At 61.1% G+C, this 26,262-nt stretch carries 24 protein-coding genes and 1 other RNA gene; 8 read left to right on the forward strand and 17 right to left on the reverse strand.

What is annotated here, in order from left to right; all coding sequences use genetic code 11:
* The 8 genes from PH603_RS15445 to tkt all read right to left on the reverse strand — a co-directional run bounded on the left by PH603_RS15445 (nucleotide 1) and on the right by tkt (nucleotide 9,420).
* A complete protein-coding gene (locus PH603_RS15445) occupies nucleotides 1–603 on the reverse strand; it encodes a PEPxxWA-CTERM sorting domain-containing protein (protein WP_289503653.1) in 603 nt (200 codons plus the stop codon).
* A 102-nt stretch (nucleotides 604–705) separates the two neighbouring features.
* Nucleotides 706–2,133 (reverse strand): amidohydrolase family protein, encoded by a 1,428-nt coding sequence (locus tag PH603_RS15450; RefSeq protein ID WP_289503654.1) that lies wholly within the window; start codon nucleotides 2,131–2,133, stop codon nucleotides 706–708.
* 4 nt (nucleotides 2,134–2,137) lie between these two features.
* On the reverse strand, nucleotides 2,138–2,782 hold the full coding sequence (thiE, locus tag PH603_RS15455) for a thiamine phosphate synthase (protein ID WP_289503655.1): 645 nt from the start codon (nucleotides 2,780–2,782) through the stop codon (nucleotides 2,138–2,140).
* An 81-nt stretch (nucleotides 2,783–2,863) separates the two neighbouring features.
* Nucleotides 2,864–3,784 carry a class I fructose-bisphosphate aldolase gene (locus tag PH603_RS15460; protein WP_289503656.1) on the reverse strand — a complete coding sequence of 307 codons (921 nt, stop codon included), beginning with the start codon at nucleotides 3,782–3,784 and terminating at the stop codon, nucleotides 2,864–2,866.
* A gap of 131 nt (nucleotides 3,785–3,915) precedes the next feature.
* The gene (locus PH603_RS15465) at nucleotides 3,916–5,028 is read right to left on the reverse strand and encodes a Ca2+-dependent phosphoinositide-specific phospholipase C (RefSeq protein WP_289503657.1); all 1,113 of its coding nucleotides are present in this window, start codon (nucleotides 5,026–5,028) and stop codon (nucleotides 3,916–3,918) included.
* 97 nt (nucleotides 5,029–5,125) lie between these two features.
* Complete coding sequence (locus PH603_RS15470) at nucleotides 5,126–6,289, reverse strand: phosphoglycerate kinase (protein WP_289503658.1); 1,164 nt, start codon at nucleotides 6,287–6,289, stop codon at nucleotides 5,126–5,128.
* Nucleotides 6,290–6,355: 66 nt separating this feature from the next.
* A complete protein-coding gene (gene gap / locus PH603_RS15475) occupies nucleotides 6,356–7,363 on the reverse strand; it encodes a type I glyceraldehyde-3-phosphate dehydrogenase (RefSeq protein ID WP_289503659.1) in 1,008 nt (335 codons plus the stop codon).
* 53 nt (nucleotides 7,364–7,416) lie between these two features.
* Nucleotides 7,417–9,420: a transketolase gene (gene tkt / locus PH603_RS15480; protein ID WP_289503660.1), complete on the reverse strand. Its 2,004-nt coding sequence runs from the start codon at nucleotides 9,418–9,420 to the stop codon at nucleotides 7,417–7,419.
* 242 nt (nucleotides 9,421–9,662) lie between these two features.
* Here tkt and PH603_RS15485 point away from each other — a divergent pair, with 242 nt between their 5' ends.
* The 6 genes from PH603_RS15485 (at nucleotide 9,663) to PH603_RS15510 (ending at nucleotide 14,040) form a co-directional block, all read left to right on the forward strand.
* Nucleotides 9,663–10,157, forward strand: coding sequence for a hypothetical protein (locus PH603_RS15485; protein WP_289503661.1), 495 nt, complete (start codon nucleotides 9,663–9,665; stop codon nucleotides 10,155–10,157).
* Between the two features lies 1 nt (nucleotide 10,158).
* Nucleotides 10,159–10,476 (forward strand): cell division protein ZapA, encoded by a 318-nt coding sequence (gene zapA, locus PH603_RS15490; protein WP_289503662.1) that lies wholly within the window; start codon nucleotides 10,159–10,161, stop codon nucleotides 10,474–10,476.
* A 10-nt stretch (nucleotides 10,477–10,486) separates the two neighbouring features.
* A non-coding RNA gene (ssrS, locus tag PH603_RS15495) (6S RNA) lies at nucleotides 10,487–10,646 on the forward strand.
* A 41-nt stretch (nucleotides 10,647–10,687) separates the two neighbouring features.
* Nucleotides 10,688–11,269 carry a 5-formyltetrahydrofolate cyclo-ligase gene (locus tag PH603_RS15500; protein ID WP_289503663.1) on the forward strand — a complete coding sequence of 194 codons (582 nt, stop codon included), beginning with the start codon at nucleotides 10,688–10,690 and terminating at the stop codon, nucleotides 11,267–11,269.
* Between the two features lie 20 nt (nucleotides 11,270–11,289).
* Complete coding sequence (locus PH603_RS15505) at nucleotides 11,290–12,105, forward strand: TIGR00282 family metallophosphoesterase (RefSeq protein WP_289503664.1); 816 nt, start codon at nucleotides 11,290–11,292, stop codon at nucleotides 12,103–12,105.
* 102 nt (nucleotides 12,106–12,207) lie between these two features.
* On the forward strand, nucleotides 12,208–14,040 hold the full coding sequence (locus PH603_RS15510) for a calcium-binding protein (RefSeq protein WP_289503665.1): 1,833 nt from the start codon (nucleotides 12,208–12,210) through the stop codon (nucleotides 14,038–14,040).
* 25 nt (nucleotides 14,041–14,065) lie between these two features.
* Here the strand turns inward: PH603_RS15510 and PH603_RS15515 are convergent, their stop codons facing one another.
* Both PH603_RS15515 and PH603_RS15520 read right to left on the reverse strand, forming a co-directional pair.
* Nucleotides 14,066–14,791 carry a PEPxxWA-CTERM sorting domain-containing protein gene (locus PH603_RS15515; RefSeq protein WP_289503666.1) on the reverse strand — a complete coding sequence of 242 codons (726 nt, stop codon included), beginning with the start codon at nucleotides 14,789–14,791 and terminating at the stop codon, nucleotides 14,066–14,068.
* Between the two features lie 70 nt (nucleotides 14,792–14,861).
* The gene (locus PH603_RS15520) at nucleotides 14,862–14,984 is read right to left on the reverse strand and encodes a hypothetical protein (protein WP_289503667.1); all 123 of its coding nucleotides are present in this window, start codon (nucleotides 14,982–14,984) and stop codon (nucleotides 14,862–14,864) included.
* 204 nt (nucleotides 14,985–15,188) lie between these two features.
* Between PH603_RS15520 and PH603_RS15525 the strand changes: the two genes are divergently transcribed.
* Nucleotides 15,189–17,219 carry a calcium-binding protein gene (locus tag PH603_RS15525; protein ID WP_289503668.1) on the forward strand — a complete coding sequence of 677 codons (2,031 nt, stop codon included), beginning with the start codon at nucleotides 15,189–15,191 and terminating at the stop codon, nucleotides 17,217–17,219.
* Here PH603_RS15525 and PH603_RS15530 read toward each other — a convergent pair.
* The 7 genes from PH603_RS15530 to PH603_RS15560 all read right to left on the reverse strand — a co-directional run bounded on the left by PH603_RS15530 (nucleotide 17,210) and on the right by PH603_RS15560 (nucleotide 25,679).
* Nucleotides 17,210–17,749 carry a GNAT family N-acetyltransferase gene (locus PH603_RS15530; protein WP_289503669.1) on the reverse strand — a complete coding sequence of 180 codons (540 nt, stop codon included), beginning with the start codon at nucleotides 17,747–17,749 and terminating at the stop codon, nucleotides 17,210–17,212. The genes PH603_RS15525 and PH603_RS15530 overlap by 10 nt on opposite strands.
* 203 nt (nucleotides 17,750–17,952) lie before the next feature.
* Nucleotides 17,953–18,768 carry a LytR/AlgR family response regulator transcription factor gene (locus tag PH603_RS15535; RefSeq protein WP_289503670.1) on the reverse strand — a complete coding sequence of 272 codons (816 nt, stop codon included), beginning with the start codon at nucleotides 18,766–18,768 and terminating at the stop codon, nucleotides 17,953–17,955.
* A gap of 12 nt (nucleotides 18,769–18,780) precedes the next feature.
* Nucleotides 18,781–19,872, reverse strand: coding sequence for a sensor histidine kinase (locus PH603_RS15540; RefSeq protein ID WP_289503671.1), 1,092 nt, complete (start codon nucleotides 19,870–19,872; stop codon nucleotides 18,781–18,783).
* A gap of 129 nt (nucleotides 19,873–20,001) precedes the next feature.
* Nucleotides 20,002–21,072, reverse strand: coding sequence for an efflux RND transporter periplasmic adaptor subunit (locus PH603_RS15545; protein WP_289503672.1), 1,071 nt, complete (start codon nucleotides 21,070–21,072; stop codon nucleotides 20,002–20,004).
* Between the two features lie 59 nt (nucleotides 21,073–21,131).
* Nucleotides 21,132–24,230 (reverse strand): efflux RND transporter permease subunit, encoded by a 3,099-nt coding sequence (locus tag PH603_RS15550; protein ID WP_289503673.1) that lies wholly within the window; start codon nucleotides 24,228–24,230, stop codon nucleotides 21,132–21,134.
* A 152-nt stretch (nucleotides 24,231–24,382) separates the two neighbouring features.
* Nucleotides 24,383–24,871, reverse strand: coding sequence for a hypothetical protein (locus PH603_RS15555; protein ID WP_289503674.1), 489 nt, complete (start codon nucleotides 24,869–24,871; stop codon nucleotides 24,383–24,385).
* Between the two features lie 85 nt (nucleotides 24,872–24,956).
* Nucleotides 24,957–25,679, reverse strand: coding sequence for a hypothetical protein (locus tag PH603_RS15560; protein WP_289503675.1), 723 nt, complete (start codon nucleotides 25,677–25,679; stop codon nucleotides 24,957–24,959).
* On the opposite strand from PH603_RS15560, the gene PH603_RS15565 reads away from it, so the two are divergent.
* Nucleotides 25,638–26,228 carry a PAS domain-containing protein gene (locus PH603_RS15565; RefSeq protein WP_289503676.1) on the forward strand — a complete coding sequence of 197 codons (591 nt, stop codon included), beginning with the start codon at nucleotides 25,638–25,640 and terminating at the stop codon, nucleotides 26,226–26,228. The genes PH603_RS15560 and PH603_RS15565 overlap by 42 nt on opposite strands.
* Nucleotides 26,229–26,262: the final 34 nt, after the last annotated feature.

The raw sequence follows: 26,262 nt of genomic DNA on the forward strand, positions 1-26,262 counted from the left end.
TCAAGCGGTCGCGGCGCCCATCCGGCGCCTCGCGGCCGCGGCGGCGAGGCCAAATCCCAACACCATCATCAGCCAGGTGCTGGGCTCAGGAAGTGTCCCGAGAACCATATAATCAATATTCATGCCGTGGCCGAATGAAACTGCGGGCGCCAGTTCCAGTGTCAGCCATGAAAGGCGCTCAAACCCTTCTGGCAAGTCAAAAGTACCGGCCTCCGTCATTTCGAATACGGAACCGTTGCTGCCGGTCCACCTCTTGAATCCGACATCGCCCCCCCCCAAGAAGGAAATATTGAGGCTCAGAAAATTGAAAAGGGCGCCATCTGTCCTTTCAACTTTCATCCGGAAGACCGGATAGTCCAGAGGCTCAACATGAGCGGTCAGGTTGCTCGGATTCCTGTGGACATCAATATGACCGGCAAGGGTATAGAATTTATACCCTGCCTCTTCATAGGAATGGCCCCAGTCGATATAGTAACCGCAGTCCTCTTCGTTCATGTCAAAGCAGTCGACTGCGTCCCCATAAAAATCAATGGTGGTTGCAGCTGTCGCGGGCCATGCCAAAGCCAAAATAAAAACAAGCATCGTCCAGATACGTGATGTCATATTGCTTGCCTCCGATGTGCACAGCTACACCGTAACACAGCTTAATGCTTGCTCGTATATATTTACGCAATCCACGGTAGCAACAAACAGAGCTGCCTCGCCTCAATAGGCAAACGCCTCGACCTTCGCCTTCGTCTCTTCAAGCATCCGGTCAAGTGCCGCGCGGTCATGAAGCTTGCCGCGCAGGATCACGGCACGGACGGCTCGTGTGGCGCGGATATCGGCCAGCGGGTTGCGGTCAAGGATCACCAGATCCGCTGCCTTGCCTGCCTTGATGGAGCCAAAGCGATCCAGCTTGCCAAACCATTCAGGCCCGGTGCGAGTGGCCGATGCCAGCGCGACAGCGGGGGTCAGGCCCTTTTCCACATAATAGGCGATCTCGTCATGAAGGCCGGGGCCGGGGTAGATGAAGGAATTCAGGAAGCCCGCATCGGTGCCCGCGAGGATTTTGACGCCCGCTTCGGCAAGGAGCGGCATCACAGCCGCCACATGCTCGTGATGGGCATGACGGAAGGCGATCTCTTCGGGCGTCGCCTTCGCGGCGCGGTCAACCCGCCACTGGTATGTCGCCCGAAGCTTCGGCCCGATATAGGCGAGGAAGGGGTCGCCTGCATGATCATCCTGATCCAGATAATCAAGGATACGGCCACCATTCAGCGTGGGGCTGACAAACAGGCCCACCTCGGCAAAATGGCGATAGGCCTTCATCGCGGTGTCGCGGTCGAACCCGGCATCGAGCCGGCGGGTTGCAGCGGCCCGGTCGATCTTGCCTGCCGCATAGTCGGCGGCAATCGCGGCTTCATCCTTCACACCTGCCTTGAAGGCATAGTCCAGATGCTCGATGGAGCTGATACCCGCGTCCACCGCCTGCCCCACCGTCAGTGCCATCGGGATGTGGCCCGAGGCATTGAGCCCGGCTTTCCGCGCCGCACCCACGGCATAAAGGAACAGGTCGGGCTTCAGGGTGCTGTCGGTGATTTTCACGAAATCGACGTTCAAACCCTTGAGCTTGGTGATCGCTGCATCGACATCGGCTTCCGATCCAGTCTCGATCGTGCCTTTCCACAGGGGCTTCAGGCCCTCGATCTTGGGGCCGGAGGACAGAAGCGTCGGGCCGAAAAGCTTGCCCTCGGCAACCTCCTGCCGCCACGCCAGCACGTCATAAGGCAGATCGCCCGAAGCATCGCGGATGGTGGTGATGCCGTGCGCCACATAAAGCGGCAGCAGCGCCTTGTTCTCGGCAATCAGGTCCGGCCCGCCACCGAAATGCACATGCATGTCCCAGAGGCCGGGGATCAGGTAGCGACCTTCGCCGTCAACCGTCTCGGCAGCCTGCCATTCAGCAACGATTTCGGCGTCCGGCCCCACCGCAAGGATCGTATCCCCCGCTGTGGCAACCGCCTGATCGGCCACCAGGATACCCTTTTCCACATCGACAATAGTGACATGACGCAGAAGGAGATCAGCGTCCGCCGCGATAACGGGGGTGGCAGCAAGGAATGCGGCAAGGGCAGCTATCAGCGACTTCATCGGATCAGCCTTCAAGTGCCGCGACATATTCCTTCACGGCAGCCGCCGGGCCTTTGGGGTGGCCCCACACGCCCGAGCAGACAGCGATGAAATGCGCGCCGGCATCAGAAAGCGTTTTGGCGTGTTCAGGCTTGATGCCGCCGATGGCCACACACGGGATTTCGGTTACTTCGTCCCAGGTGGTCAGCAGCTCCAGATCGGCGCGGTGCTCGGTCTGTTTCGTATCCGTATCGAAAAAGGCGCCGAAGGCCACATAGTTGGCGCCGGCATCACCAGCCTCATAAGCCAGATGCATGCTATCGTGGCAGGTGACCCCAATCTCGCGGTCCATCCCCAGCATCTTGCGGGCACTTTCCACGGTGCCGTCGCCCTGCCCCAGATGCACGCCGTCAGCGTCCGCCGCCAGCGCCAGATCAGCGCGGTCATTGATCAGGAAGGCAACCTCATGGTCATGGCAGATCGGCATCAGGTGCGCGGCGGCATCGAGGATCGTGGCATCGTCCACATCCTTCAGGCGCAGCTGCACGCAGGCGACGGGGCCGGCGCTCAGGGCCGCTTCCAGATCTTTCCCGAAGGCTTCAAGATCAGGGATCGCGGGCGGCGTGATCAGGTAAAGCTGGCAAGGGGGCAGGAAGGTATCGTCGCTCATGGCTTGGTCTCGTCTCTGAAAATGAAAAGGCCCCGCACCCGAAGGTGCAGGGCCTGATCCGCATCCGGGTTTGGCCTACTATTAGGCCTTGCCCTTGAAGATGTCGATAATATTGGAAAGCATGGCAATCGCTTCCTCGCGCGGACGCTGGAAGGTGTTGCGGCCGATGATGAAGCCGCTGCCGCCACCGGCATAGATGTCGCGGGCATCCTGATAGACGCTGTCGGTGCCCTTGGTGGCGCCGCCCGAGAAGACAACGAGACGACGGCCATTGAAGGACGACTGCATCACATGCGCCACGCGCTTAGCCTGCGTCGAGATATCGATCTTGCCGGCTTCGTAAGCCTTGCGGGCTTCGGGCTGTTCCAGATGTTCGGACGGCAGTTTCACCTTGATCACATGCGCGCCGAGCGAGGCGGCAAGGTGGGCCGAATAGGCGCAAACGTCCATCGCGGTTTCGCCAGCTTTAGAAAGCTCGCCGCCGCGCGGGTAGGACCACAGCACCACGGCCAGACCCTTGGCCTTGGCTTCCTCGGCGATCATGGTGAACTCTTCAAACAGATCAAGCGCCTGATCCGAGCACGGATAGATGGTGAAGCCCACAGCCGCGCAGCCAAGGCGGATGGCGTCATCCACGCTTGCGGTGACCGACTGGTCCTTGGTGGTGGCCCAGCTGTTGGAGCTGTTCATTTTCAGGATCGTCGGGATTTGCCCCGCGAAAGTGTCGGCGCCAGCTTCCAGCATGCCGAGGGTCGAGGCATAGGCGTTGAGGCCAGCGTCGATTGCCAGCTGGAAGTGATAGTGCGGGTCGTAAGCGGCCGGGTTCGGCGCAAAGGAGCGCGCGGGGCCGTGTTCAAAGCCCTGGTCAACGGGCAGGATGACCATCTTGCCGGTGCCGGCGAGCTTGCCGGTGGAGAGCATGCGGGCGAGGTTCGCCTTCGTGCCCGGATTATCGGACTCGTACTGGGCGAGGATCGCCTTGACGGTTTTCGAGACTTTCATTGGGGGCCCCCTGAATTATTTATGAAAAGGTGGGTCGATTGGTATTGAGTGCGCCCTTCATACACAAAGGCGGTTCCCCGCGCAACTGACTAAGCCACCAAAAACAATTGGTATCATTGGTATTAGGGGCCTCATTCCGCAGGTGAAACACAGTCATTCGGCGCTGTCACCGGGTTGCAGCGGGCGGTGCTGCCACCGGGCAGTTGCACGGCGTATCCGGTGCCGAAGCGGGTGTCGGGCTTGTAATAGTCGGTCGTCACGATCTGGGCGCCGCTTGCGAACGCTGCGTCGCGGCGGCTGGTGTTGCCGGTGCGGGCTTCCATCGTGTCAGCGTCAGCGCGGGTGCGGACGATCATGCCGCGCTCCAGCGCTTCGGCGATGGCGTCGGCGTCCTTCACCGGGTCATTCAGCACGGTGATCGCGGCGGCGGGGTCGTCCATGGGCAGCGTCATGAACATGGCCCGGCCACGGAGGCCGATATGGTCGCCCGCTGCATAATCGCGGCGGAGGTCCGCGTCGCGTTCATCAATCACGAAGATGAATTTGCCGCGGAGGGCATCGACGGTTGGCCAGCCTTTCACATCCAGCACCTTGGCGATGCTCGGCGCATCACCGCGCAGGTCATCGGGGGTGAACAGGCGGCTGGCCCCGAGCGTGCTGACAAGGGTTTCATCCAGCACTTTCAGTGCCGCCAGATCGGGCTTCGGGGCCGCGGGGCCGCCCTCGATGGGGGACGGGCCGCTTTTCAGGTTCATCGTCACGATCACCGGCACATGGCGCGGATGGGCGGCGGACCATTCGGCGAGGTCCGCAAGGCAGGCTTCAAACGTGGCGCAGTGGCTGCGGAAATCCACATCCTGGATATGCAGCGTCTTGAAGCCCGGCACATCAAGCCCCGCCCTATCGTGCGGCAACAGGCCCGTGGCGCCTTCCGCCTGCAGCATCTGGTAGCCCAGCGGGTTGGCATAAAGGCCACCTTCGGGGTCCCACGCCACGTCCAGTTCAAGATTGCGCATGCCTGCGCCCAGCTGCTCGGCCAAGGGGGCATGCCAGTAATCAAGGGTTTCGGCGCCGGCCGGGTCCTGCATCGTCATGCGGGCGAACAGCATTGGGTCGATCTGCGCCTTGTAGCTGTTGTGGGTGCCCACAAGCTGGATTTCATTCAGGCGCGGGCTCACTGGGGCTTCGTCCGCGCAGGCGGCAAGGCCGAGGCTGAGCATTATCAGGCTGTGGTGCAGTTTCATCGGCGTTCCCCCTTTGCCACTACCCCGGAAAAGACATCGGGCCGGCACCCATGATGCCAGCCCGAATGTTACATGCCTGTTGCGGCGCGTGAAGCCTTTAGCCGAGGGCCGCCACACCCGGCAGCTCGCGGCCTTCCATCCATTCAAGGAAGGCGCCGCCCGCCGTGGAGATATGGGTGAACTGGTCTTTGACGCCCGCGTGCGCAAGTGCGGCAACCGTGTCGCCGCCGCCCGCAACGGTCAGGAGGCTGCCCTTCACGGTCAGGTCGCCTGCCGCCTTGGCAAGTGCCACGGTAGCGGCGTCAAACGGGGCCATCTCGAACGCGCCGAGAGGGCCGTTCCAGACGAGCGTTTTCGATGCCTTCAGCACATCGGCGAGTTCTGCGACCGTTGCCGGGCCAGCGTCGAGGATCATTTCGTCGGCGGCTACATCACCTGCTGCGCACACGCGGTTGTCGGCATGGGCCTTGAATTCCTTTGCGACCACAACATCGGTCGGCAGGTGGATCTTGCAGCCGGCCTCGGCAGCTTTCGCAAGGATCGCCTTGGCGGTGTCGGCAAGGTCTTTCTCGCAAAGGCTTTTGCCGGTGTCGATGCCCTGCGCATAGAGGAAGGTGTTGGCCATGCCGCCGCCGATGATCAGGTGATCGACCTTGGCGACGAGGTTTTCAAGGACCGCGAGTTTCGAAGAAACCTTGGCACCGCCAACCACAGCCACAACCGGGCGCTTCGGCGCACCGAGGGCAGCTTCCAGCGCCTTCAGCTCGCCGCCCATCGTGGCGCCGGCATAGGCGGGCATGAGGCGGGCGATGGCTTCGGTGGAGGCATGCGCGCGGTGCGCGGCCGAGAAGGCATCATTCACATAGATATCGCCGTAGGCAGCAAATTTGGCGGCGAGCTCGCCGTCGTTCTTTTCCTCGCCCGGATGGAAACGGGTATTTTCCAGAACCACGACCTCGTCGGCGGGAAGCGTGTCGCCAAGATCGATGAAGCCGACCGAACGGCCAAGCGTTTTGGCGAGCGCCGGGATCACCTGACGAAGCGACATCTCGGGCACGACCTTGCCCTTCGGCCGGTCGAAGTGCGCAAGCAGCACCGAGCGACCACCCTTGGCGGCAATCGCGTCCACGGTGGGCTTCACGGCCTCAAGGCGCGTGAAGTCGCTGACGGCGCCATCCTGCATCGGCACGTTCAGATCGACGCGGACAACGGCAACCTTGCCGGTCATGTCGGGGAGGTCATCAAGGGTCTTGAAGGTCATGGGAGGTCTCCGGTCCTGTAAAACAAAGGGCGGCACAAGGCCGCCCTCCGGTATTCTGTCTCAGCCTCAGCCGAGCTTGGCCATCGCCACTGCCGTATCCGACATGCGGTTCGAGAAGCCCCATTCGTTATCGTACCACGAAAGGACACGCACGAACTTGCCGTCGATGACTTTCGTCTGGCTGGCGTCGAAGGTCGAGCTGTTGGCGCAGTGGTTGAAGTCGATCGAAACAGCCGGGGTGTCTTCGTAGCCGAGAACGCCTTTGAGCGCACCGTTCGAAGCTGCCTTGATGGCTGCGTTGATCTCTTCAGCAGAGGTCTCGCGGCCGGCATCGAACTTCAGGTCGATCATCGACACGTTCGGGGTCGGTACGCGAACGGCCGAACCGTCGAGCTTGCCCTTCAGCTCCGGCAGCACGAGGCCCACGGCTTTCGCGGCACCGGTCGAGGTCGGGATCATCGACAGGGCAGCCGCACGCGCGCGGCGCGGGTCGCTGTGGAGCGTATCCAGCACCGGCTGGTCACCCGTGTAGGCGTGAACGGTGGTCATGTAGCCACGCTCGATACCCACGAGGTCGTTGAGCACCTTGGCAACGGGTGCCAGGCAGTTGGTGGTGCAGGACGCGTTCGAGACGATGATGTCGTCTTTGGTGAGGAGGTGATGGTTCACGCCGTAAACAACGGTGCGGTCTTCACCCGTGCCGGGCGCCGAGATCAGCACCTTCTTGGCGCCTGCATCGAGGTGCAGGCGGGCTTTTTCGGCCTTCGTGAAGATACCGGTGCATTCCATGGCGATATCAACGCCTTCCTTGCCCCACGGCAGGTCAGCCGGGTTGCGCTCGGCGGTCACGCGGATACGGTCACCATTCACGACGATGCAGTCGCCGTCCACGACAACTTCGCCACGGAACGGGCCGTGGACGCTGTCGCGACGCAGGAGATAGGCATTCATCTCGACATCGCCGAGGTCGTTGATGGCAACAACCTTGATGTCCGTGCGGCCGCTTTCATAGATAGCGCGCAGCACGTTCCGGCCGATGCGGCCAAAGCCGTTAATGGAAACACGAACCGTCATGGGTATTCCTCCGGGTTAGATCGTGGTCTGGGGACCAGAATTGCTGTTTTTTATTAGAGCTTGTTTTTGACAGCCGCAACAAGCGCTTCGGCAGTCACGCCGAAATGATCGTAAAGCTGTTCTGCCGGGGCCGACGCGCCGAAGCTGTCGATCCCGATATTCACGCCGTCAAGGCCGGTGTAACGCTGCCAGCCGAAGGTCGAAGCGGCTTCGATCGATGCCTTCAGGGCATCCGCCGGCAGCACGCTTGCCTTGTAGGCGGCGTCCTGCACATCGAAAAGCTCGGTCGACGGCATGGAAACGAGACGGGTGGCAATGCCTTCGGCTTCGAGGATATCGCGGGCTTTTGCGGCGATCTCGACTTCCGAACCGGTACCGATCAGCACAACCTTCGGCTTGCCGCCGGTGGCCTCGCGCAGAATGTAGCCGCCCTTGGCGCAGAGGTTTTCAGCCGTGAATTCAGCGCGCAGCTGCGGCAGGTTCTGGCGGGTCAGCGACAGGACGCTCGGCGTTTCCTTGGCTTTCAGCGCCAGCGCCCAGCATTCAGCCGTTTCGACCACATCAGCCGGACGGAACACATAAAGGTTCGGCATGGCGCGGAGCGAGGCCAGATGCTCGATCGGCTGGTGGGTCGGGCCGTCTTCACCAAGGCCGATGCTGTCGTGGGTCATCACATAGATGGCACGTTGCTTCATCAGCGCCGCCAGACGGATCGCCGGACGGGCATAGTCGGTGAACACGAGGAACGTGCCGCCATAGGGGATATGCATGTTCGAGAGCGCGATACCGTTCATCGCAGCGCACATTTCGAACTCGCGGATACCGTAATACATATAGCGACCAGAGAAATCGTCAGCGGTGATCGCGCCCATGCCTTTGGTGAGCGTGAGGTTCGAACCGGTGAGGTCAGCCGAGCCGCCGATGGTTTCAGGCAGCACGCCGTTGATCACTTCAAGCGCCATCTGGCTGGCCTTGCGGGTCGCAACCTTCTGGGGTTCAGCCGCGAGCTTGGCTTTATAGTCGTCGATAGCTTTATCGAAACCGGCCGGCAGGTCCTTGTTCAGGCGGCGCTCCAGATCGGCTTTCTTGGCGGCATCAAGGCCATCGAATTTCTTTTTCCACGAAGCAGTGAGCTTGGCACCGGCGGTGCCGACCTTGCGCCAGTTCGTCAGCACATCTTCAGGGATCACGAAGGGCTCATGCGGCCAGCCGAGCTCAACACGTGCGGCGGCGATTTCGTCAGCACCAAGGGGCGAGCCGTGGGTTGCCGAGGTGCCCTGCTTGTTCGGGGCGCCGAAGCCGATCACCGTGCGGCAGGCGATGAGCGAGGGGCGCTCGTCTTCACGGGCGAGCTCGATTGCGGTTTCGATGGCTTCCTCGTCATGGCCGTCTACCGACTGAACGTGCCAACCGGCAGCTTCGAAGCGCATGTGCATGTCTTCGCTGGTCGAGAGGTCGGTCTTGCCGTCGATCGAGATCGAGTTGTCGTCCCACAGAACAACCATCTTGCCGAGCTTCAGGTGGCCGGCGAGCGAGATGGCTTCCTGCGAAACGCCTTCCATCAGGCAGCCGTCACCGGCGATCACATAGGTATGGTAATCGAAGAGGTCGCCGCCGAATTCGGTGTTGGCAAGGCGTTCCGCAATCGCCATGCCGACCGAAGTGGCAAGACCCTGACCAAGAGGACCGGTGGTGGTTTCAACGCCCGGGCACTCGCCGAATTCGGGGTGGCCGGCGGTCGGGCTGTGCAGCTGGCGGAAGTTCTTGATGTCTTCCATCGTCGGGTGTTCGTAGCCCGTCAGGTGCAGAAGCGAATAGATGAGCATCGAACCGTGACCGGCCGACAGGACGAAACGGTCGCGGCCCGGCCAGGTCGGCCATTTGGGATCGAAGCGCAGGAACTTCGAGAACAGTACGGTGGCGACATCGGCCATGCCCATCGGCATGCCGGGGTGGCCGGAATTGGCCTTCTGCACCGCGTCCATCGAAAGGGCGCGGATGGCATTGGCCATGTTCTTGTGGATCTGGTCGTCGTACTGCTCGATCGGGGCGTTCATTTTTAAGCGGCTTCTTTCTGTGAAGAATGAGACAAGCGGGCACCGCGGGGTGCTCTCGTCTGCCGCCCCGGCGCCGAATGGCGGCAAAATGGCGAGGAAGCCTCTCTGAGTCAACCGAAGAAGGGCCGCGATGCGCCGAATTCTGCCGCTTGGCACGCACTTCCACCTGCCCGATTGACCTTCGTCCAAGGAAAGCCCTATCCTCGCAACCCTCAAGGGCGGGCAAAAGGAAAGATACTGTCATGGCCGCAAACCACCGACCGGACGAATTGGAACGTGCCCGCGCGCGACTCGAGGGGGCCTTGTCGCGCCTCGCCCAGGGTGTGGCGAGCCAGCGTGAAGCCATCTCCATGGCGTCCGAGATCGTCGAGGAAAAGGACGAAATGTCCCGCCGTGTCACCCGGCTCGAGACGGAAAACCTGAAGCTGCACGAACAGATCGCATCGATGGCGCTGGCCCCGCAAGGCGGCGGCGACGAACTCGCCGAGGAACTGCGGCTGGTGGCCGAAGAAAAAGCGGCGATTGAAAAGAATTACGCGCTCCTGAAGCGCCAGTATGCGCAGTTGCAGGACCAGTATGATGCGGCCGGCAGCGAGATCGAGGACAATAGCGACCTGATGGTCGAGAACCGCACGCTGCGCTCGGCGCTCAACCGCCTGACCGAAGAACGCGACGAAATGAAAGCAAGCCTCGATGCCGCGATTGCCGAGCTTGAAGGCCTGATGGCAGAGGTGTGAGATGGCCCAGATCAATGTGAACATCAACGGCAAGCTCTATCCCCTCGCCTGCGCCGACGGCGAGGAAAGCCGCCTGCATGACCTCGCCTCCTATGTGGACAGCAAGGCCCGCGACCTGACGGTGCGCCTTGGCCATGTCAGCGAGGCGCGGCTTCTTCTCATGGTTTCGCTGATGATTGCCGATGAATTGCAGGATGCGCTCGAATCGGGCGGCACACCCGGCATCGTCGGCACTTTCAGCGCCGATGACTTCGCTTCCGTCCTCAATGAAGTGGCGGCAGAAGTGGAAGGCATTGCAGAAAGGCTCGAGAAAGCTTAAATAAGCCGCGCGGGTACTGCGCTGTGCGCGCGATATGCAGTAATTCCCCGGGGCTATAAGTTCTTCCAGGGAGCTGTCCCTGAGCCGGACCGTGGTCCGGCACATACGGCGCCCACCTGCATTGCAGGTTCCGGAGGATACAAACGTCAGACGGCAGAGGCGGTCCCGCACCCTTCCTCTTCTTTCGGCCCCACCACCCGAGGACCGGCCAATGGAAAACGCAGACAAGACGGCCCTTCGCGCCGAGGCGCGCCGCATCCGCGCCGGGCTTGCCAAAATGTATGGCTATGCCGCTGCTGAAGCGATTGTCGACCACGGCCTGAAGTTCCTGATGGCGCGCCCCAAGGGCAGCGTGATTGCCGGCTACTGGCCGAAGGGCGACGAGCTGGACCCGCGCCTCCTGATGATGGCGCTGGAACGTGCCGGGTTTGAAATCGCGCTTCCCGTGGTGCAGGGTGACGACGAGCCCCTCACCTTCCGCCGCTTCGGCGAAGGCGACCCGCTGGTTGAAGGCCCCTATGGCATCATGATGCCGGGCGGCGATGCGCCCGTGGTGACGCCCTCCACGCTCATTGTGCCGCTTCTCTCATACGACGCCGATTGTTACCGGCTGGGGCAAGGCGGCGGCTATTATGACCGCACACTGGCGGCAATGCCCGGTGCATCCGCATTCGGCTTTGCCTATGCCGGCCAGTTCGTGAACTATATCCCGCGAGAGGTGCATGACATGCCGCTCCATGGCATCATCACCGAAACGGGCATCTATGTGCCCCAACGCCACAACAAGACCTGACGAAAAGGAAAGGCCCGCCCATGCGACTGTTGTTTCTCGGAGACCTGATGGGACGGAGCGGCCGTGACGCGGCTGTGTCCGCACTGCCTGACCTCCGCCAGAAACTCAAACTCGATTTCGTCGTGGTGAACGGCGAGAACGCAGCCGCGGGCTTCGGGCTCACCGACAAGATCGCCAACAGCGTGATCCAGGCAGGCGCCGACGTCGTCTCGGGCGGCAACCATACCTTCGACCAGCGCGACATCATGAGCGCGATCGATGCCGACCCGCGCATCCTTCGCCCGATCAATTATCCTGACGGCACACCGGGGCGTGGCTGGTACATCTATGAAGCGCCGCGTGGCAAGAAGGTGATGGTGATCAACGCCATGGCCCGCACCTTCATGAACCCGATGGATTGCCCCTTCCGCGCGATTGACGCCGTGCTGAAAAACCACCGGCTGGGCGTCACCGTGCATGCGATCCTTGTGGATTTCCACGGCGAGGCCACCTCCGAGAAGATGGCGATGGGCCATTATCTGGATGGTCGGGTCAGCCTCGTGGTTGGCACCCACAGCCATATCCCGACCGCCGATTGCCAGATCCTCGATGGCGGCACTGCCTACCAGACGGACGCAGGCATGTGCGGCGACTATAACAGCGTGATCGGCATGCAGAAGGACGAGCCGATCAGCCGCTTCCTCACCAAGATGAACAAGGAACGCTACAGCCCGGCCGAGGGCCCGGCCACAATCTGCGGCACCTTCGTTGAAACCGACGACCGCACGGGCCTTGCCAAACGCATCGAACCCGTCCGCATCGGCCCCCGCCTGATGGAACATATCCCGACGCTTTAAAGTCCGTTACTACCCCAAGATGTCACTGGACAATCACACCTTTTGATTGCATTAAAATAGTCGTTAATGATTCTTTAATTTTTGCAATTCCTTGGGGGTCTTGTGGTCAATCGTATCCTGCGGGCGGAAGCTATACTTCCGTCATCTCTCGATCTGTCGCTGGAGAGCACGGCCCCGGTGAAGGCTGCTGCGACCGTTCAGGGCATAATGCTGACCGGCACCAGCGGTGCGGACGTGCTGCAGGGCGGTGCTGGCGACGATTCACTCTCCGGCATGGCGGGCAACGACACGATCATTGGCGGCGGCGGGCATGATTCCCTGCGTGCTCATGAAGGCAATGACCTGATCTTCGCAGGCGACGGCAACGACAATGTGCTGGCGGGCGACGGCAACGATACCGTCTGGGCTGGCGCTGCGGACACGGGCGACGACGAGGTCTCCGGGCAGGCTGGTGACGATATTCTTGGCGGCCGCTACGGGAATGACACGCTGGTCGGTGGTGCGGGGGCAGATACCCTTTACGGCAGCTATGGCGACGACATGCTGTTCGGCTCCGGCACAGCACGGGACGGCGTGGCCTACAACAATACTGATGCCTCGAACGCCATCTGGGCTGGCTACGGCGATGACTATTTACAGGCCGGGCACGGTGGCGACACGCTGGCAACCGGCGAGGGCGACGATACGGTCAAGGGCGGCAACGGCAATGATGCCATCTATGGCGGCCCGCAAGCCGGGAACGGCGCCCGCAATGACGACTATCTGCTGGGCAACGGCGGCAACGATTCCATCTATGGTGCGGTTGGCGACGACTATATTGACGGCGGCAGTGGCAACGACCTTCTCTATGCCGGCAGCGGCGACGATACCGTTTACGGCGGCTCGGGGAACGACACACTGTATGCCGGCAAAGGCTATGACTATCTGATCGGCGAGGGCGGCCGCGACCAATTCTTCGTCGCCTACGACTCCGAATTTGTCTGGATAAGCGACTATTATGCCGACGACGACAGCATCACGATCCTCAACAGCCACGGCGGAGGGGTCGATTTCGAGGAATTCCTTGATTCCGGTTACAACACGACGGTGGATACCGCCGACGGCGTAATGTTCGACCTTGATAACGGACGCCAGCTTTTCCTGTCGGGTCTCACGATCGAGGAACTGACAGGCGCGCCCGTCGACCCGGGCGAGGGCCAACTGGACCCCGATTTGCCGGAAATTCCGAGCAACTGGGGCTCATCCGCGACCCTTGAGATTGGTGAGGAATACTATAGCCAGATCGACTATTCTGGTGATCAGGACTGGATCATCCTTGCTGTGGACAGTTTCGGCGGGGTGGAAATCACCATCGAGATGAAAGGCCTGTCTTCCGGTGCCGGCACGCTTGAATATCCAGAAGTCAGAGGGGTCTATGACAATAACGGCTTCTCTCTTCCGGTGCGGATAGAACCGGGCGCAGATGGCAACGATTCCAAGGTTTCCTTCTATGCCTATTCGCCCGGCGAATATGCGATCATTGTGAACAGCTACCCTGCCGACAGCATTGGCACCTATATCCTTTCCGCTGAGGAAACGGGCCCTGCTCCCGAAATCCCGGATGACTGGACAACTGGCGCTACTGCCCCCACCTTCGGCTCGTTCTTCGGTGACATTGAAACGCCCGGCGACGTGGACTGGATAGCCGTGAGCCTGCGAGGCGGCGTGACATACCAGTTTGATCTGGCCGGCTGGCTAGGTGTGGATGACGCCTATATCTACGGCATCTACGACTGGGAAGGCTCGTCTCTGGGTGACTTCGAGGATGACGACAGCGGCCCCGGCCTTGATGCCCGGATCAACTTCCTCGCATGGGATTCCGACATCTATTACATCGCCGTAGGCGCCGCCGACGCCTCAACCGGTGGCTATGTCCTGAGTGTCGAGCCGATCTGATTTCCGGGCATCCTTGCCAGAGCGTTCAAGTTCCGGCGTGTTTGGGGAACTGCCTCGCCGCAAAGCCCGCAAGGCCGAAACCCATGATCATCATCAGCCATGTCGCAGGCTCCGGCACGGGGCCTGCAGCTTTGACCATGCTGACGTTATAGAGATCGACGTCGCCAAGGTCGGTCCGGATCATGCTGCCTTCCACCGAGCTGGCGGCGAGCAGCGACCACTGGTCGAAAAGGATCATGTCGTTGCCGGATATCAGTGTCTCGTCGAGGCTGTAGGCATTGACCTGCGCGAGGGTGATGGTAAGGCCCGCAAGCAACAGATCCGTCGCGCCCTGTGCCCGCATGAAATCGTAGATATTGTCGGTGCCGTCGCTGATGCCATCGAAAATCCAGATGAGATCGCCAATGGCATCAGTGCCGGGACCGTATTCCCAGCTCCGGTTGCCCAGTTCCCACTTGAAATAACCATAGGAATAGCGGGCCTGCCGGGCCGCATAGTCCGTATCGTCATGCTCGCTCTTGAAGAAAGCGTCGGCCCGCACGAGACTGTCGTCGGTCCACAAACGGGCGGAGAAGGTTGCGGGGTCGGCAATGCCATAACCGAAGGCAGCGGCCAGCGCCGCATTGCCCTGAAAGTCAGCCGTGCCGGTGAAGGTGTAGACCACCGATGAGGCCATGGCCGCACCCGGAACCGTTGCCATGATGGCGCCCGCCGCGCCCATGCGCCGTAGATGTTTTGAAAGCCAGCCCATGATCGCACCTCCCGCTATCTGGCAGATGCTTTCCCCTACCATCTTTCGGGCGATGCTTCCTTGACCCTGATCAGCCTTTTGTCATTTCAACCAGCGGCAGGGATATTGAGGCCCCGATGAAGAGGATCGGATCGGCACTGAACTGACAGCCGGTGTGAAATACATCTCCAGTGATCTCCAGTGTCTGGTTCATTCTATGAGTTCCCATTCAGCAAGCCCGGTGCGGATTTCTGGAGCTGGCCAAGCCTCGCAGCTGCATGCAATGGCACCCCTACAGGTCCAAGCCTTGAACAGCCACGAATGAATGCAACTTTTAGGAATTATTTAACGCAACCTCAACGATGATCGGGCTTATTGTTCAAAACCGGCCGCAAGATGAACCAGAAAGAGCCCAGTCATGCCCGATGCCCCCCTTTCAGGCCCCCTCTCCGCCCATTCTTCCGAGCCGAGCCCGCCAGTCAAGGCGCTGCTTACAATCGTCGGCACGACGCTGCCTGAAGTCCTCGTCGGAGGCCCTGACGGAGACATCATTGAGGGGTTTGGCGGCGACGATACACTCCGGGGCGGTGACGGTAACGACACACTCAGGGGCGGCGACGGCGACGACCTGACGCTCGGCGGCAAGGGCAACGATCTTGTCTATCTCGGCAAGGGTAACGATGTCGCATGGGCAGGCAACGGCGATACCGGCCGCGATACACTTTACGGCGAAAGCGGCAACGATGTGCTGGCCGGCGGGGCTGGCGACGACATGCTCTACGGCGGTACAGGGGGCGACACTCTTTACGGCGGGGCGGGCGACGATAAAATCTACGGCAAGCTCCCCGGCAAGCCGGACCGCGATCAGGCGAATGCCATCTGGGCCGGTAACGGCAACGACTATATTGAGGCCGGCTCGGCCGGCGATGTGATTGGCGGCGGCCAGGGCAACGATACACTGATCGGCAATGTCGGTGCCGACACCCTTTATGGCGGCGCTGGCGCGAACGGCGGCAATGACCTTATCGAAGCAGGCGGCGGCGACGATCGGGTCTTTGCCTCAAACGGGACCGATACGGTGCTGGGCGGTGACGGCAACGACACACTGTATGGCGGCGACATGGACGATGTCCTTGATGGCGGCGACGGGGCGGATTTTCTGTATGGCGGCACCGGAGATGATGTCATCGCGGGCGGCGACGGCGACGACACAATCCAGAGCGGGCCCGGCAACGATACAGTGACGGGCGGGCTCGGGGCCGACACCTTCATTTTCGTGGCAAACGGCGGTGACGACACAATCGCTGATTTCGACATCGCCGCGGATACACTGGCCCTTGCCGAGAGTGGTGCGGACTTCACCAGCATTGACGACCTGATCTCGGCTTCCAGCAACACCACGCAGGGCGGCAAGGCGGGCACCCTGATCGACCTTGGCGGCGGCAACAGCCTGTTCATTGAAGCAGTCACCGTCGCCGACCTCGACGATATCGCGGTCACGTTCGAACCACCTCCGGAACCCGAACCTGAACCGGATGCCGATATCCCCGGCGACACAAGTTCCACCGTGACATTGGCCGTTGGCGGCTCGTTGACCAGCTATCTGGATTCCGCCGTTGATCAGGACTGGATCAACATCTCGTTTGAGGCTGCCCGATTCTATACCCTTACCTTTCAAAATCTGTCTTTCCTGCCACAGACACTCGACTATCCAGACTACATCGGCATTCACCCCGGACTTATAGACACAACCGGTGGCTTGCGCGGAATTTCGGGTCCTACGAACGACAGTTTTCATTACGTAACGATGGCCACCAAGCTGTCCGGCGACTTTTTCCTGTCCATTAGAGCCACAGGCGGCAAGATGGGCGAATACAGAGTCACGCTGTCTGCGGGGGAGTCAGCCACGGTTGATCTATATTCAGCCAGCCGGTCCGGTGCGGGACAGATGCATTGGGACAGCTACGGCGAAAGCTATTTTGCCGCTGGCATCCAATCCCCAGGGGATGTGGACTGGCTGGCGATCTCGCTTAGCGCCGACACCAGCTATACCTTCAGCATGAGCCCGGAAACATTCTTCGGCTATACCATCGACCCCAAAATTGTCGGTGTCTACAATTCTGCAGGCACCGCTGTTGACGGGGCCGAGATACTCGATTCGGCGAATCTGGCACAGGTCACGTTTTACGCACCTGAAAGTGGGACATATTATGTGGCAGTGGGCGCCGATGGCGGCACGACCGGCCATTATAGTACCTCAACTGTCGAGGCAGTCGGCGTCGAAGCTGCTAGCGACAGCAATCCGACCCCGGCCGCAATGGCAAAGCGCGACGATCCAGTAAACGCTCCGCAGGACATGGGCGTGAATCTTTCCGGCAACTGCATGGAGATCGAAGCGCATCAAGCATTCGATTTTGGCGCCCCTGATCCTCACACCAACTATTGGTGATCTGAGGCGTCCTTCGCCATTTCAACCAGCGGCACGCCGACGACGCCGACCATCACGGTCTCTTCGCGCACCGGCGTGTAGCCGCAGGCTTCATAAAGGGGCACGCCCGCCATCGTCGCCATCAGGGTGTAGCGCGTGAAGCCCTCGGCGCGGGCGGCAGCTTCGCAAAGCTCGATCACCAGCCGACCGATACCGCGCCGGGCGTGGGCGGGGTCGGTGTACATCGCGCGGATGCGGGCGCGGTCCCTGGCGGGGTCCAACAGTGCTGCGTCACGGCCCGCCGTATGATTGCCGCCATAGAGCGTCGCCCGGCGCGACCAGCCCCCGCAGCCGACGATCACATCACCATCCAGCACCACCACATAGGTGCCATCTTCGATCAGCTGGGTATCAAGCCCCATCAGCGCGCGCGAGGCCGTCACCTGCTCCGCACTCAGGAAGCCCGGCAAAAGGCCGCTGATCGATGCCTCCATGATTTCGGTGAGGCGCGGGATATCGGCAGAGGTAGCAAGGCGATGGGTGAAGGGCATTTGATTTTCAACTCTATCGTCACCCCGGACCTGATCCGGGGTCCATGCTAGTTTCAAACGCCGCTGGATGCCGGGTCGGGCCCGGCATGACGGCGGCATACAAGCACCGTTCGGTCTGAGGAGAGGCGGAGCCTCGTCTCGAAGACCGGGAAGGTGGCACGCCCTTCGAGACGCCCTTCGGGCTCCTCAGGGCGAACGGAGGGTTAAAGAAACCGCCCCAGCACGTCCTTGTAGCTGCGGCTGACCTTCAGTTCCTTGCCACTCAGCAGCGTCAGGAAGCATTCGCCGTTTGAATGCGGGCGGACTTCTTTCACGCGTTCAAGGTTCACGATGGTGGAGCGGTGGATGCGCTGGAAGATTTTGGGGTCCAGCCGGCGTTCCATCTGTTTCATCTTCTCGCGCAGGATATGGGTCTTTTCGCCCACATGGATGCACATATAGTCGCCCGCGGCATCGATATAGTCGACCTCGGAAACCGGCACGATGGTGATATGGCCGCGGTCCTTGATCCGAAGGTGCGGATCGAAGCGGTCGTCGCGGGTTTCAACCGGCGCCTCGAGGATGGCGGTCAGTGCCTCCTTCGGCGGGTTGTCCATATTATCCAGAAGCTCCATCAGCTTCGCGGTCTGCTCCACCGCCAGCCGCTGGGCCATGGCTTCGCGCACGCGGACGATGGCTTCGGCGAGGCGTTCTTCCTCCACCGGTTTCATCAGGTAGTCAAGGGCATGGGCCTTGAAGGCTTCGAGCGCATACTGGTCGAACGCGGTGACGAAGATGACGATGGGCATCTCGGTTTCGCCGATCAGCGACCGCATCACCGCAAAGCCATCGAAGCCCGGCATCTGGATATCGAGGAACACGAGATCAGGCTTCAGTTCCTTGATCTGCTTCACGGCGTCGCGCCCGTTGGCGGCGGAACCCACGATCTCGATATCCTCGTAAGGGTCCAGCCTGATCTTCAGGCCGCGCACGGCGAGCGGTTCGTCGTCAACAAGCAGGGTGCGGATTTTCGCGCTCATGGATGGTCTCTCCTAGTAACTGCGCGCCATGGCGGGAGCTTCGCGCTCCGACGGGACATCGATGGTGATCGATAGGCCCTGAGGGAGCAGGTTGGTGATCCGGAAGACATGGTCACCGGGATAAATCTGCGCCAGCCGCTCGCGCGTGTTGGCGATGCCCACGCCCGATCCCGACTGGCTTTTGATATGCTCGATATCCTGAATGCCGGGGCCGGTGTCCGAAAGCTCGATCACCAGCCGGCGGCCATCCACCATCGTGCGGGCCTTCACCGAAATGGTGCCGCCATCCATCGATGGCGCGATGCCATATTTGATGGCGTTTTCGATAAGCGGCTGCAGGATCAGGCTGGGGATCAGCATCGGCTTGGCGCGCTCGTCGATATCATATTCGATTTTCAGCCGGTCCTCGAACCGCACCTTCTCGATATCGAGATAGAGGCCAAGGGCATAAAGCTCCTGCTCCAGCGTCACTTTCTGGGTCGGCTGGTTGACGAGCGTGTAGCGAAGGAAAGCCGAAAGCTTCGTCACCATCTTGTTGGCGTCGTCGCGGGCGTTTTCCAGCACCATCGTGGAGATGGCATTCAGCGTATTGAACAGGAAGTGCGGATTGAGCTGGTAGCGCAGCATTTTCAGCTGCGCCTGGTGCGCCATCGCGGTCGCCTTCAGCGCCTGTTCCTGCTGTTCCTGAAAGCCGGTGTAATAGTGATAGCCGAAATAGATGGCCGTCCAGGCGAACAGGGCCGTTGCCTCGAACATCGCGTTGCCGAAGCGGGCAAGGCCCACGGGCGGCTCGAAGCCATCCATCAGCATCGGCACAATCGCTGTTTCAATCGACGAGAACAGAAGCCCCAGAACGCTGCAAAGGACGATGGAGGTGACAAGCACCACAGGCAGCGAGAGGCCGCGCACCAGATGGTAAACCCGGCGCATGCCGCTGGTCATCAGCAGGCCGATGGCGATGGCAACAATGATCAGCTTGTAATAGTCGGCCATCGGCTGGCCCACGGTCATGCCGTGGAACATCCGGACCATCCCGTAGCCAAGCCAGCCGACCGACTGGAAAATCCAGAAGGTCCGGCCACGGTCGATAAACAGTTTATTCATGGACGCGGCTGCCCTGTTCGCATTCCCCCTGCCGCCGCCCTCGCGGGCGGACGTGTCGTCATTATGGGGGGACGGGGCAGCCGCGCCAATCATTTTTGCTGATCGCGTCAAGGCTTACTCGTTACTCCGTCAGTAAAGCTCGGCCAGATCGGCTTTCACCTGCACGTCCTGGCCCGGGCGCAGGCGTTCACCGCCCCGCACAACAATGCGGTCGCCGGCGGTTACGTCTTCACCCTTGAGGGCGATACGCATGCCATCGGCAGCGCCGGTTTCCACAAGGATCTGCTCGGCCTTGTTCTCATCGTTGATGCGGTAGATGTAGGTTGCGTCGGAGCGCAGCACGAGGGCATCACGCGGCACGGCCACAACCCGTTCGGGTGTGCTGGATGGCAGGGCAATCTGCACCGGGCTGCCGACCACAAAGCCTGCGTCCGCCGGCACCACGGCACGCACTTCCATCGTGCGGCTGGCCGTATTGCCCACCGGCACGATGGCGCGGAGGCTGGTGGCCACCAGCTGCCCCCCGTTCCGCAGCGTTACGGCAAGGCCATCCTCAAGCACATGCGACAGGCTGACAGGCGCCTGCGCCGTCACTTCCAGATGTTCGGTATCGACAAGGCGGACGATCTCGCGACCCGGGGTCGCATATTCGCCAACCTGGGCAAGGCGCGTCACCACCCGACCGGGGAACGGGGCGCGCACGCGGGTGCGGTCAAGGTCCACCTTCGTCTGGTCGCGCACGATCCGCGCTTCAGCCAGTTCCTGCTCCACCATCGCAAGGTTGCTGGTCGCTTCCTCGACCCGGCTTGTCGGCGTGTGGTTGGTGGTTGCCAGTTCGTGCAGACGGGCGAGATCAAGCTTCAGGTAGCCAAGGCGGGCTTCCAGCCGTTTCACCTGCGCCTCGTTGCGGCCAAGGGTGAGCGACAGGTTGCGGTCGTCGATGCGGGCAACCTCGTCACCCTTTTTCACGAGCGTGCCTTCAGGCGCCACCCAGGTGACCTTGCCGCTGATTTCGGCAGCGATGCGACTGTCACCAAGGCTGACGACCGTGCCCGGCACCGTGATCACCGGGGCCATCCGTTCCTCGGTCGCCGGGGCGACCTCGACAAGGGCGGGCGGCGGGCCGTTTTGCGCCATTGCGGCGGTCGGCACCAGGGCATGCATCAGTCCCACGATCAGGGGAATCCGGAAGTTGCGCATTTGTTTGTTCCTCGCTGTAGTCATTTCTGTGTCTGTTCTTTTTTGGGTGGGGATGCCGATCACTCGGCAGCCCCGTATGCTTCGCTGCGGCGGAACAGCCGCTTCAGGTTTCCGAGCCCTTCGAGCTTCAGGAGGCACGGCAACAGCACGAGCGTGAAGATCGCCGAGACCGCCATACCGCCCACAATCGTGGTGGCCATACCGCGGTAGATGGCACTGCCGGCACCGGGGAACAGCACGAGCGGCAGCATGCCCATGATGGTCGTCGAAGTGCTCATGAAGATAGGCCGCAGGCGCAGGGCAACCGCCTGCTCCACCGCTTCAACACGCGAAAGCCCTTCGGCCTCGCCCCGGCGGGTGCGGTCGACGAGCAGGATCGCGTTGTTCACGACAAGCCCCAGAAGGATGATGAAGCCGATCATGGTGAGAAGATCGAGGGGCGTGAAGGTGACGAGGTTCATCAGCTGCAGGGCCGCCACACCGCCGACGGTGGCGAGCGGAATGGTGATCACCACCATCACCGCATCCTTCGGCGAGCGGAAAAGACCGGCGAGGATCATGAACAGGAGGCCCAGCGCCAGCACGAAGTTCATGCTGAGCGAGGTCACCGCACGTTCCAGCGCGTCGGCACTGCCGCCATAGGTGATGGTTGCATCCGGCGGCAGGTAGGTCCGCAGGGCGGGCTCAACCTTGGTTTTCAGGATGTCGACCATGTCCTCAAGCGCCATACCGTCGGGCTGGCTGATGTTGAAGCTGACGCTGCGGCGGCCTTCGATCCGCTGGATGAAGGTGGGGCCGACACCGCGCTCGATATTCACCAGTTCGCCAAGGGGCACGGTGCCACCAAGCGGGGTGACAAGCGGGATGCTCATCAGGTCTTCGGGGCTCAGCTCATGGTCCGCTTTCAGGATCATGTCGACGCGTTTGTCGCCGTCGAAATGCTCGCCAAGCCACAGGCCGTCACCCAGTGCACGCACGATGGCGGCAAGATCATCCCGGCGCATGCCAACCTCGGCGAGGCGACGGTCGTTGGGCGATACTTTCAGCTCCGGCGTCACCACGTTCGGATCGGGGTTCGGCTGGGTTTGGGCACCCGGCAGATGTTCACTGATCAGCGCCATCGCCTGCGTGGTGGCTTCGCGGAGGCCATCGAGGTTACGGGACTGGATCGCCAGTTCCACCGCCCCGTCGCCACCGAAGCCGCCAAAAAGGTTACCCTGCTGGGCGAAGGCGAAGATATCCGGGAAGCCCGCGAGGATTTCGTTCTGCACGATTTCCTGCAGTTCCTTCACCTTGTTCTGGTCCTTGGCGCGCACACCAAGGGTGCCACCCTGCCCGTTCGGGAAGGTGATGATGTAATAATTACGCAGTGCCGGTTCTTTCTCGCCCTTCATATAGGGGTCGAGCCGCTCGACGATCACATCCACCACTTCCTTCTCGATCATTTCCTGATTGGCCCCGGAGGGGAACAGGATGAAGGCATCAACCGCATCGCGCTTGATCGGCGGCAGATAGTTGAGGTTCGGCAGCATCACCCATGAAAGGCCGAGTGATCCACCGATAAGGCCGACGATCACCACACCGCGGCGCAGCGGCGTGGACGAAAGCTTCATCAGCCGGTGCGAAAAGCGCTCTGCACGGGCCGAGCGTTCATCCGCCGGCGGCATTTTCTTGAGCCAGCGTTCAGCTGCAACCGGCAGCACGGTGACGGCAACGATAAGCGACAGGCCGACGCCGATGGCGATGGTGATGGCGAGGTCAGCGAAAAGCTGGCCTTCCACATCCTTCAGGAACAGGATCGGCACGAAGATCGCAACGGTGGTGGCAGTGGAGGCCAGCAGCGCCCCCCAAACCTGCTGGGCACCCAACAGCGAAGCAGCGGTCGGCTTCTCGCCTTTCTCGCGCAGCCGCACGATATTTTCGAGCACCACAATAGCGGCGTCCACCACCATGCCGGAGGCAAAGGCGAGGCCTGCAAGCGAGATCACATTCACCGACCGGCCAAAGAGGCCAAGCACGATCATGGTGGCCAGAAGACAGATCGGGATCGTCATGGCGATCACAAGTGTGGCGCGGATCTGGCGCAGGAACAGCCACAGGATGCCGATGGCCAGCATCGAGCCGACAAACAGGTTACCGCTGAGGAGATTGATCGCGCGGTTGATGAAGACGGACGGATCGAAGGACTTGGCAATCGTGATGCCTCTCTCCTTCAGCGGCCCGGCATTCATCTGGTCGAGCTTTTCGGTGAGCTTGTCGATGGTCGCGAGCACATTGGCGCCGGATTCACGGATGATCCGCATGCCGATGGCCGGGCGGCCGTTCTGGTAAACAACCTGGTTGGTGGGCGCCGGACCGGTTTTGACCGTGGCGATATCGCCAAGCCGCACCGGGCTGCCATCACGCCAGTCAAGGATAAGGGCGCGCAGTTCCTCGGGCTCATAGCGACCCTGGAAGTTGATCATATAGCGGCGACGGCCCACATCCATGAAACCGCCCGAGCTGTCAACCGTACGGCCAACGCGGGCCGCGATATTGCGGATATCGATACCAAGGGCAGCAGCGCGCTCGGGATCAAACTCGATCTGCAGCTGCTCGCCGAAGCCGGCGCCCGCTTCCACGGAAACGTTCGACACGCCTTCGACCGACACCAGTTCCGGCACCACATATTCATCGATGAAGCGGGTGTACTCGTCCGGCTTCAGGGTGCTTTCGTCGCTGAACTGGGTGAAAAGATAGATCAGCGTTTCGCCCGAGGGGTCACCGCCATTCATCAGCACTTGCGGGCGGTCGGCATCGGCCGGCAGCGGGGGCAAACGGTTGATGCGGCTGATCACTTCGATCAGCGCGCGGTCCATGTCGGCCTCCAGCGTGAAGGTCAGCGACACGAAGCCGAAGGTATTGTTGGAGAAGGTCCGCATTTCATCCAGCCCCGGCATGCCCTGCATGACGTCCTCGATCGGCTCGATGATTTCGGATTCGATTTCCGCCGGGCTCGCCCCGCGCCAGAAAACCTGAACGCCAAGCTGCGGCTGTTCGATATTCGGAAACAGCTGCACAGGCAACCGTGTCAGCATCAGGACGCCAAGGGCGGCAACCATTGCTGTGATCACGGCCAGAATGGCCGGATTCTTGAGACTCTTCTCCGTCAGATTCATAACGTTTCCCCTCGCTGCCCATGTCTCGGGCTTATGCGATGGGGTATGCGCGCAATGTGACGGGGATTACAGCCGATTGCGACAAAATGCTCGGCAGGTGCGACGGGCCGCCCCGTCGTGGAGCGGCGCGTTTAAAGGCTTATATCTGCGGTTTATTCGCTGGCGCTGCCTGTATCAACGCTGTCACCGGAATCCACCGTGCCATCCTCGGCCGGGGTTTCGCGGCGCTTCATCACCTGGAAATCTGCAAGACCGCAACTTGCCCAGTCGCGACCGAAACTGTCGATCACCGTGATGATGTCATGCGAACACAGCGAACCAAGCGAGGTCTTGTAGGCGAACCGTTCCTCGAACGCGAGGCGCGGGCAACGATTGTTCATTTCCACAAGATAGCCACGGGCATTGTTGGTGCGGAAGAAGATCGTTTTCTCGTCAAGGATCGACGACGACCGGAGTTCGCGCAGCGGTACGCAGCGCTTCACCTCTCCCGTCCGCTCATACTTTTCCATCACGGCCGCCTTGCGCTTTTCGAGCCGGGTCGGCGTGTTGTCATCATCAGCGCTCATCACGGGAGCAGTCATGGCAAAAGCGAGGGCCGACAGGGTGAACAGTCCAGTCACATTGCGGAACATTCGTTTCATCGGGAACAATCCTCTATAGCGAAGCTTGCACACAGATTATCGGGCCGCTCCTGAACCGTGGCTGAACATAATTGCAACATAATGATTAACAGACTTCCGATGTTAGCATGCGATCTGCCGCCGCATCCCGGCAAGCACGAAGTGCATTTTCGAGAAACGCGAGGGCCCGCCGCTCGCTCTCGCCAATCATGCTTGGCGCCCCCTCGAAGGCAAGTCCATGCACCTGCGCCAGCTGCACAAGATAGGCGATATAGGCGTCGCTGCGCGCTTCGATAATCCAGCGCGCTGACCGGCAGGACACGCTTTCTTTACGGCAGGCCGCAATGAACCGGCTGTAAAGCTCCGGCAGGAGGCTCGCACCCACATGGCGCAGGCCAGCGCAGAAAGCCTCGAAGGGTGGCATCGCGTCATTGGCCGCAGAAAGGCGAGGCTCGTCCTGCTGACAGGAGGCGATACGTTCCAGCTCACCGACCATTTCAACGAGCACGGCATCCATCTCTGCCGCCAGCCGCCCGGCCGAATCAGCATCGATCCCGCTTTCCATATCCATGGCATGGCTGGACGCGGCCTGCTTTTCCAGCCGCCGGGCTATCAGATCGATGATGTTGTCGGTTTCTTTCATCTGCTTCCTGTCCATGGAGAATCGCAGCATGCCCGGAACCGGCGCCGCTGAAAAGACCCCAAGCACGTTATAGTGCATCGCAATCGCTTGACCCGCCCCGGTAGCACTGTCACATTTTTCTACGTACGAATTGGGGAATTCGATTTGGAAATCGTCAGACGCGCGCCTGAGGATATCTTTGACCATTTTCTGAACGCCTGGCATGCATGGCCCAAGGCGCCGGAAAGTGGCGTTGCGTTTCGCTCTGCCCTCAATCCGATGCGACACAAGGATTACATCCCCTTTGTCAACCTGTGCGACTATGAAGGCGGCGGCTGCGTCCGCCTGCGCCTCGTTGGCACCGCCAATGTCGAATTCCTTGGCAGCGATCCGACAGGCACCTCGACCGCAGATCAGATCGTGGTAGGAAACCCGCAGGTCGCGCTGCATCGCAAGGTGGTCGCCAACATTTTCGACCATGGCTGTGGTGTCCACATGGTGCGACGGGTGCCCAACCAGTTTGCCCGCGAATGGATCTACGAAACGCTTTCCTTGCCGCTCGCGGACAAGGAAGGCTGCACCAATATGGTGATGATCGCCGCCCAGATCCGCACAACGGACGGCCAGCCCCACGAATATCTGCCCGGCTCCTTCCGGCTGAACGAGTCCCGCATCTGCAGCATCGATTATATCGATCTCGGTGCGGGGACACCTCCGCCCGAGGTCCTGCCGGCCGAGACCGAGGATGCTGCATAAGAAAAAAGGCCCGGCAGATCGCACCACCGGGCCT

The organism is Gimibacter soli, assembly GCF_028463845.1.
Taxonomy (GTDB): domain Bacteria; phylum Pseudomonadota; class Alphaproteobacteria; order Sphingomonadales; family Kordiimonadaceae; genus Gimibacter; species Gimibacter soli.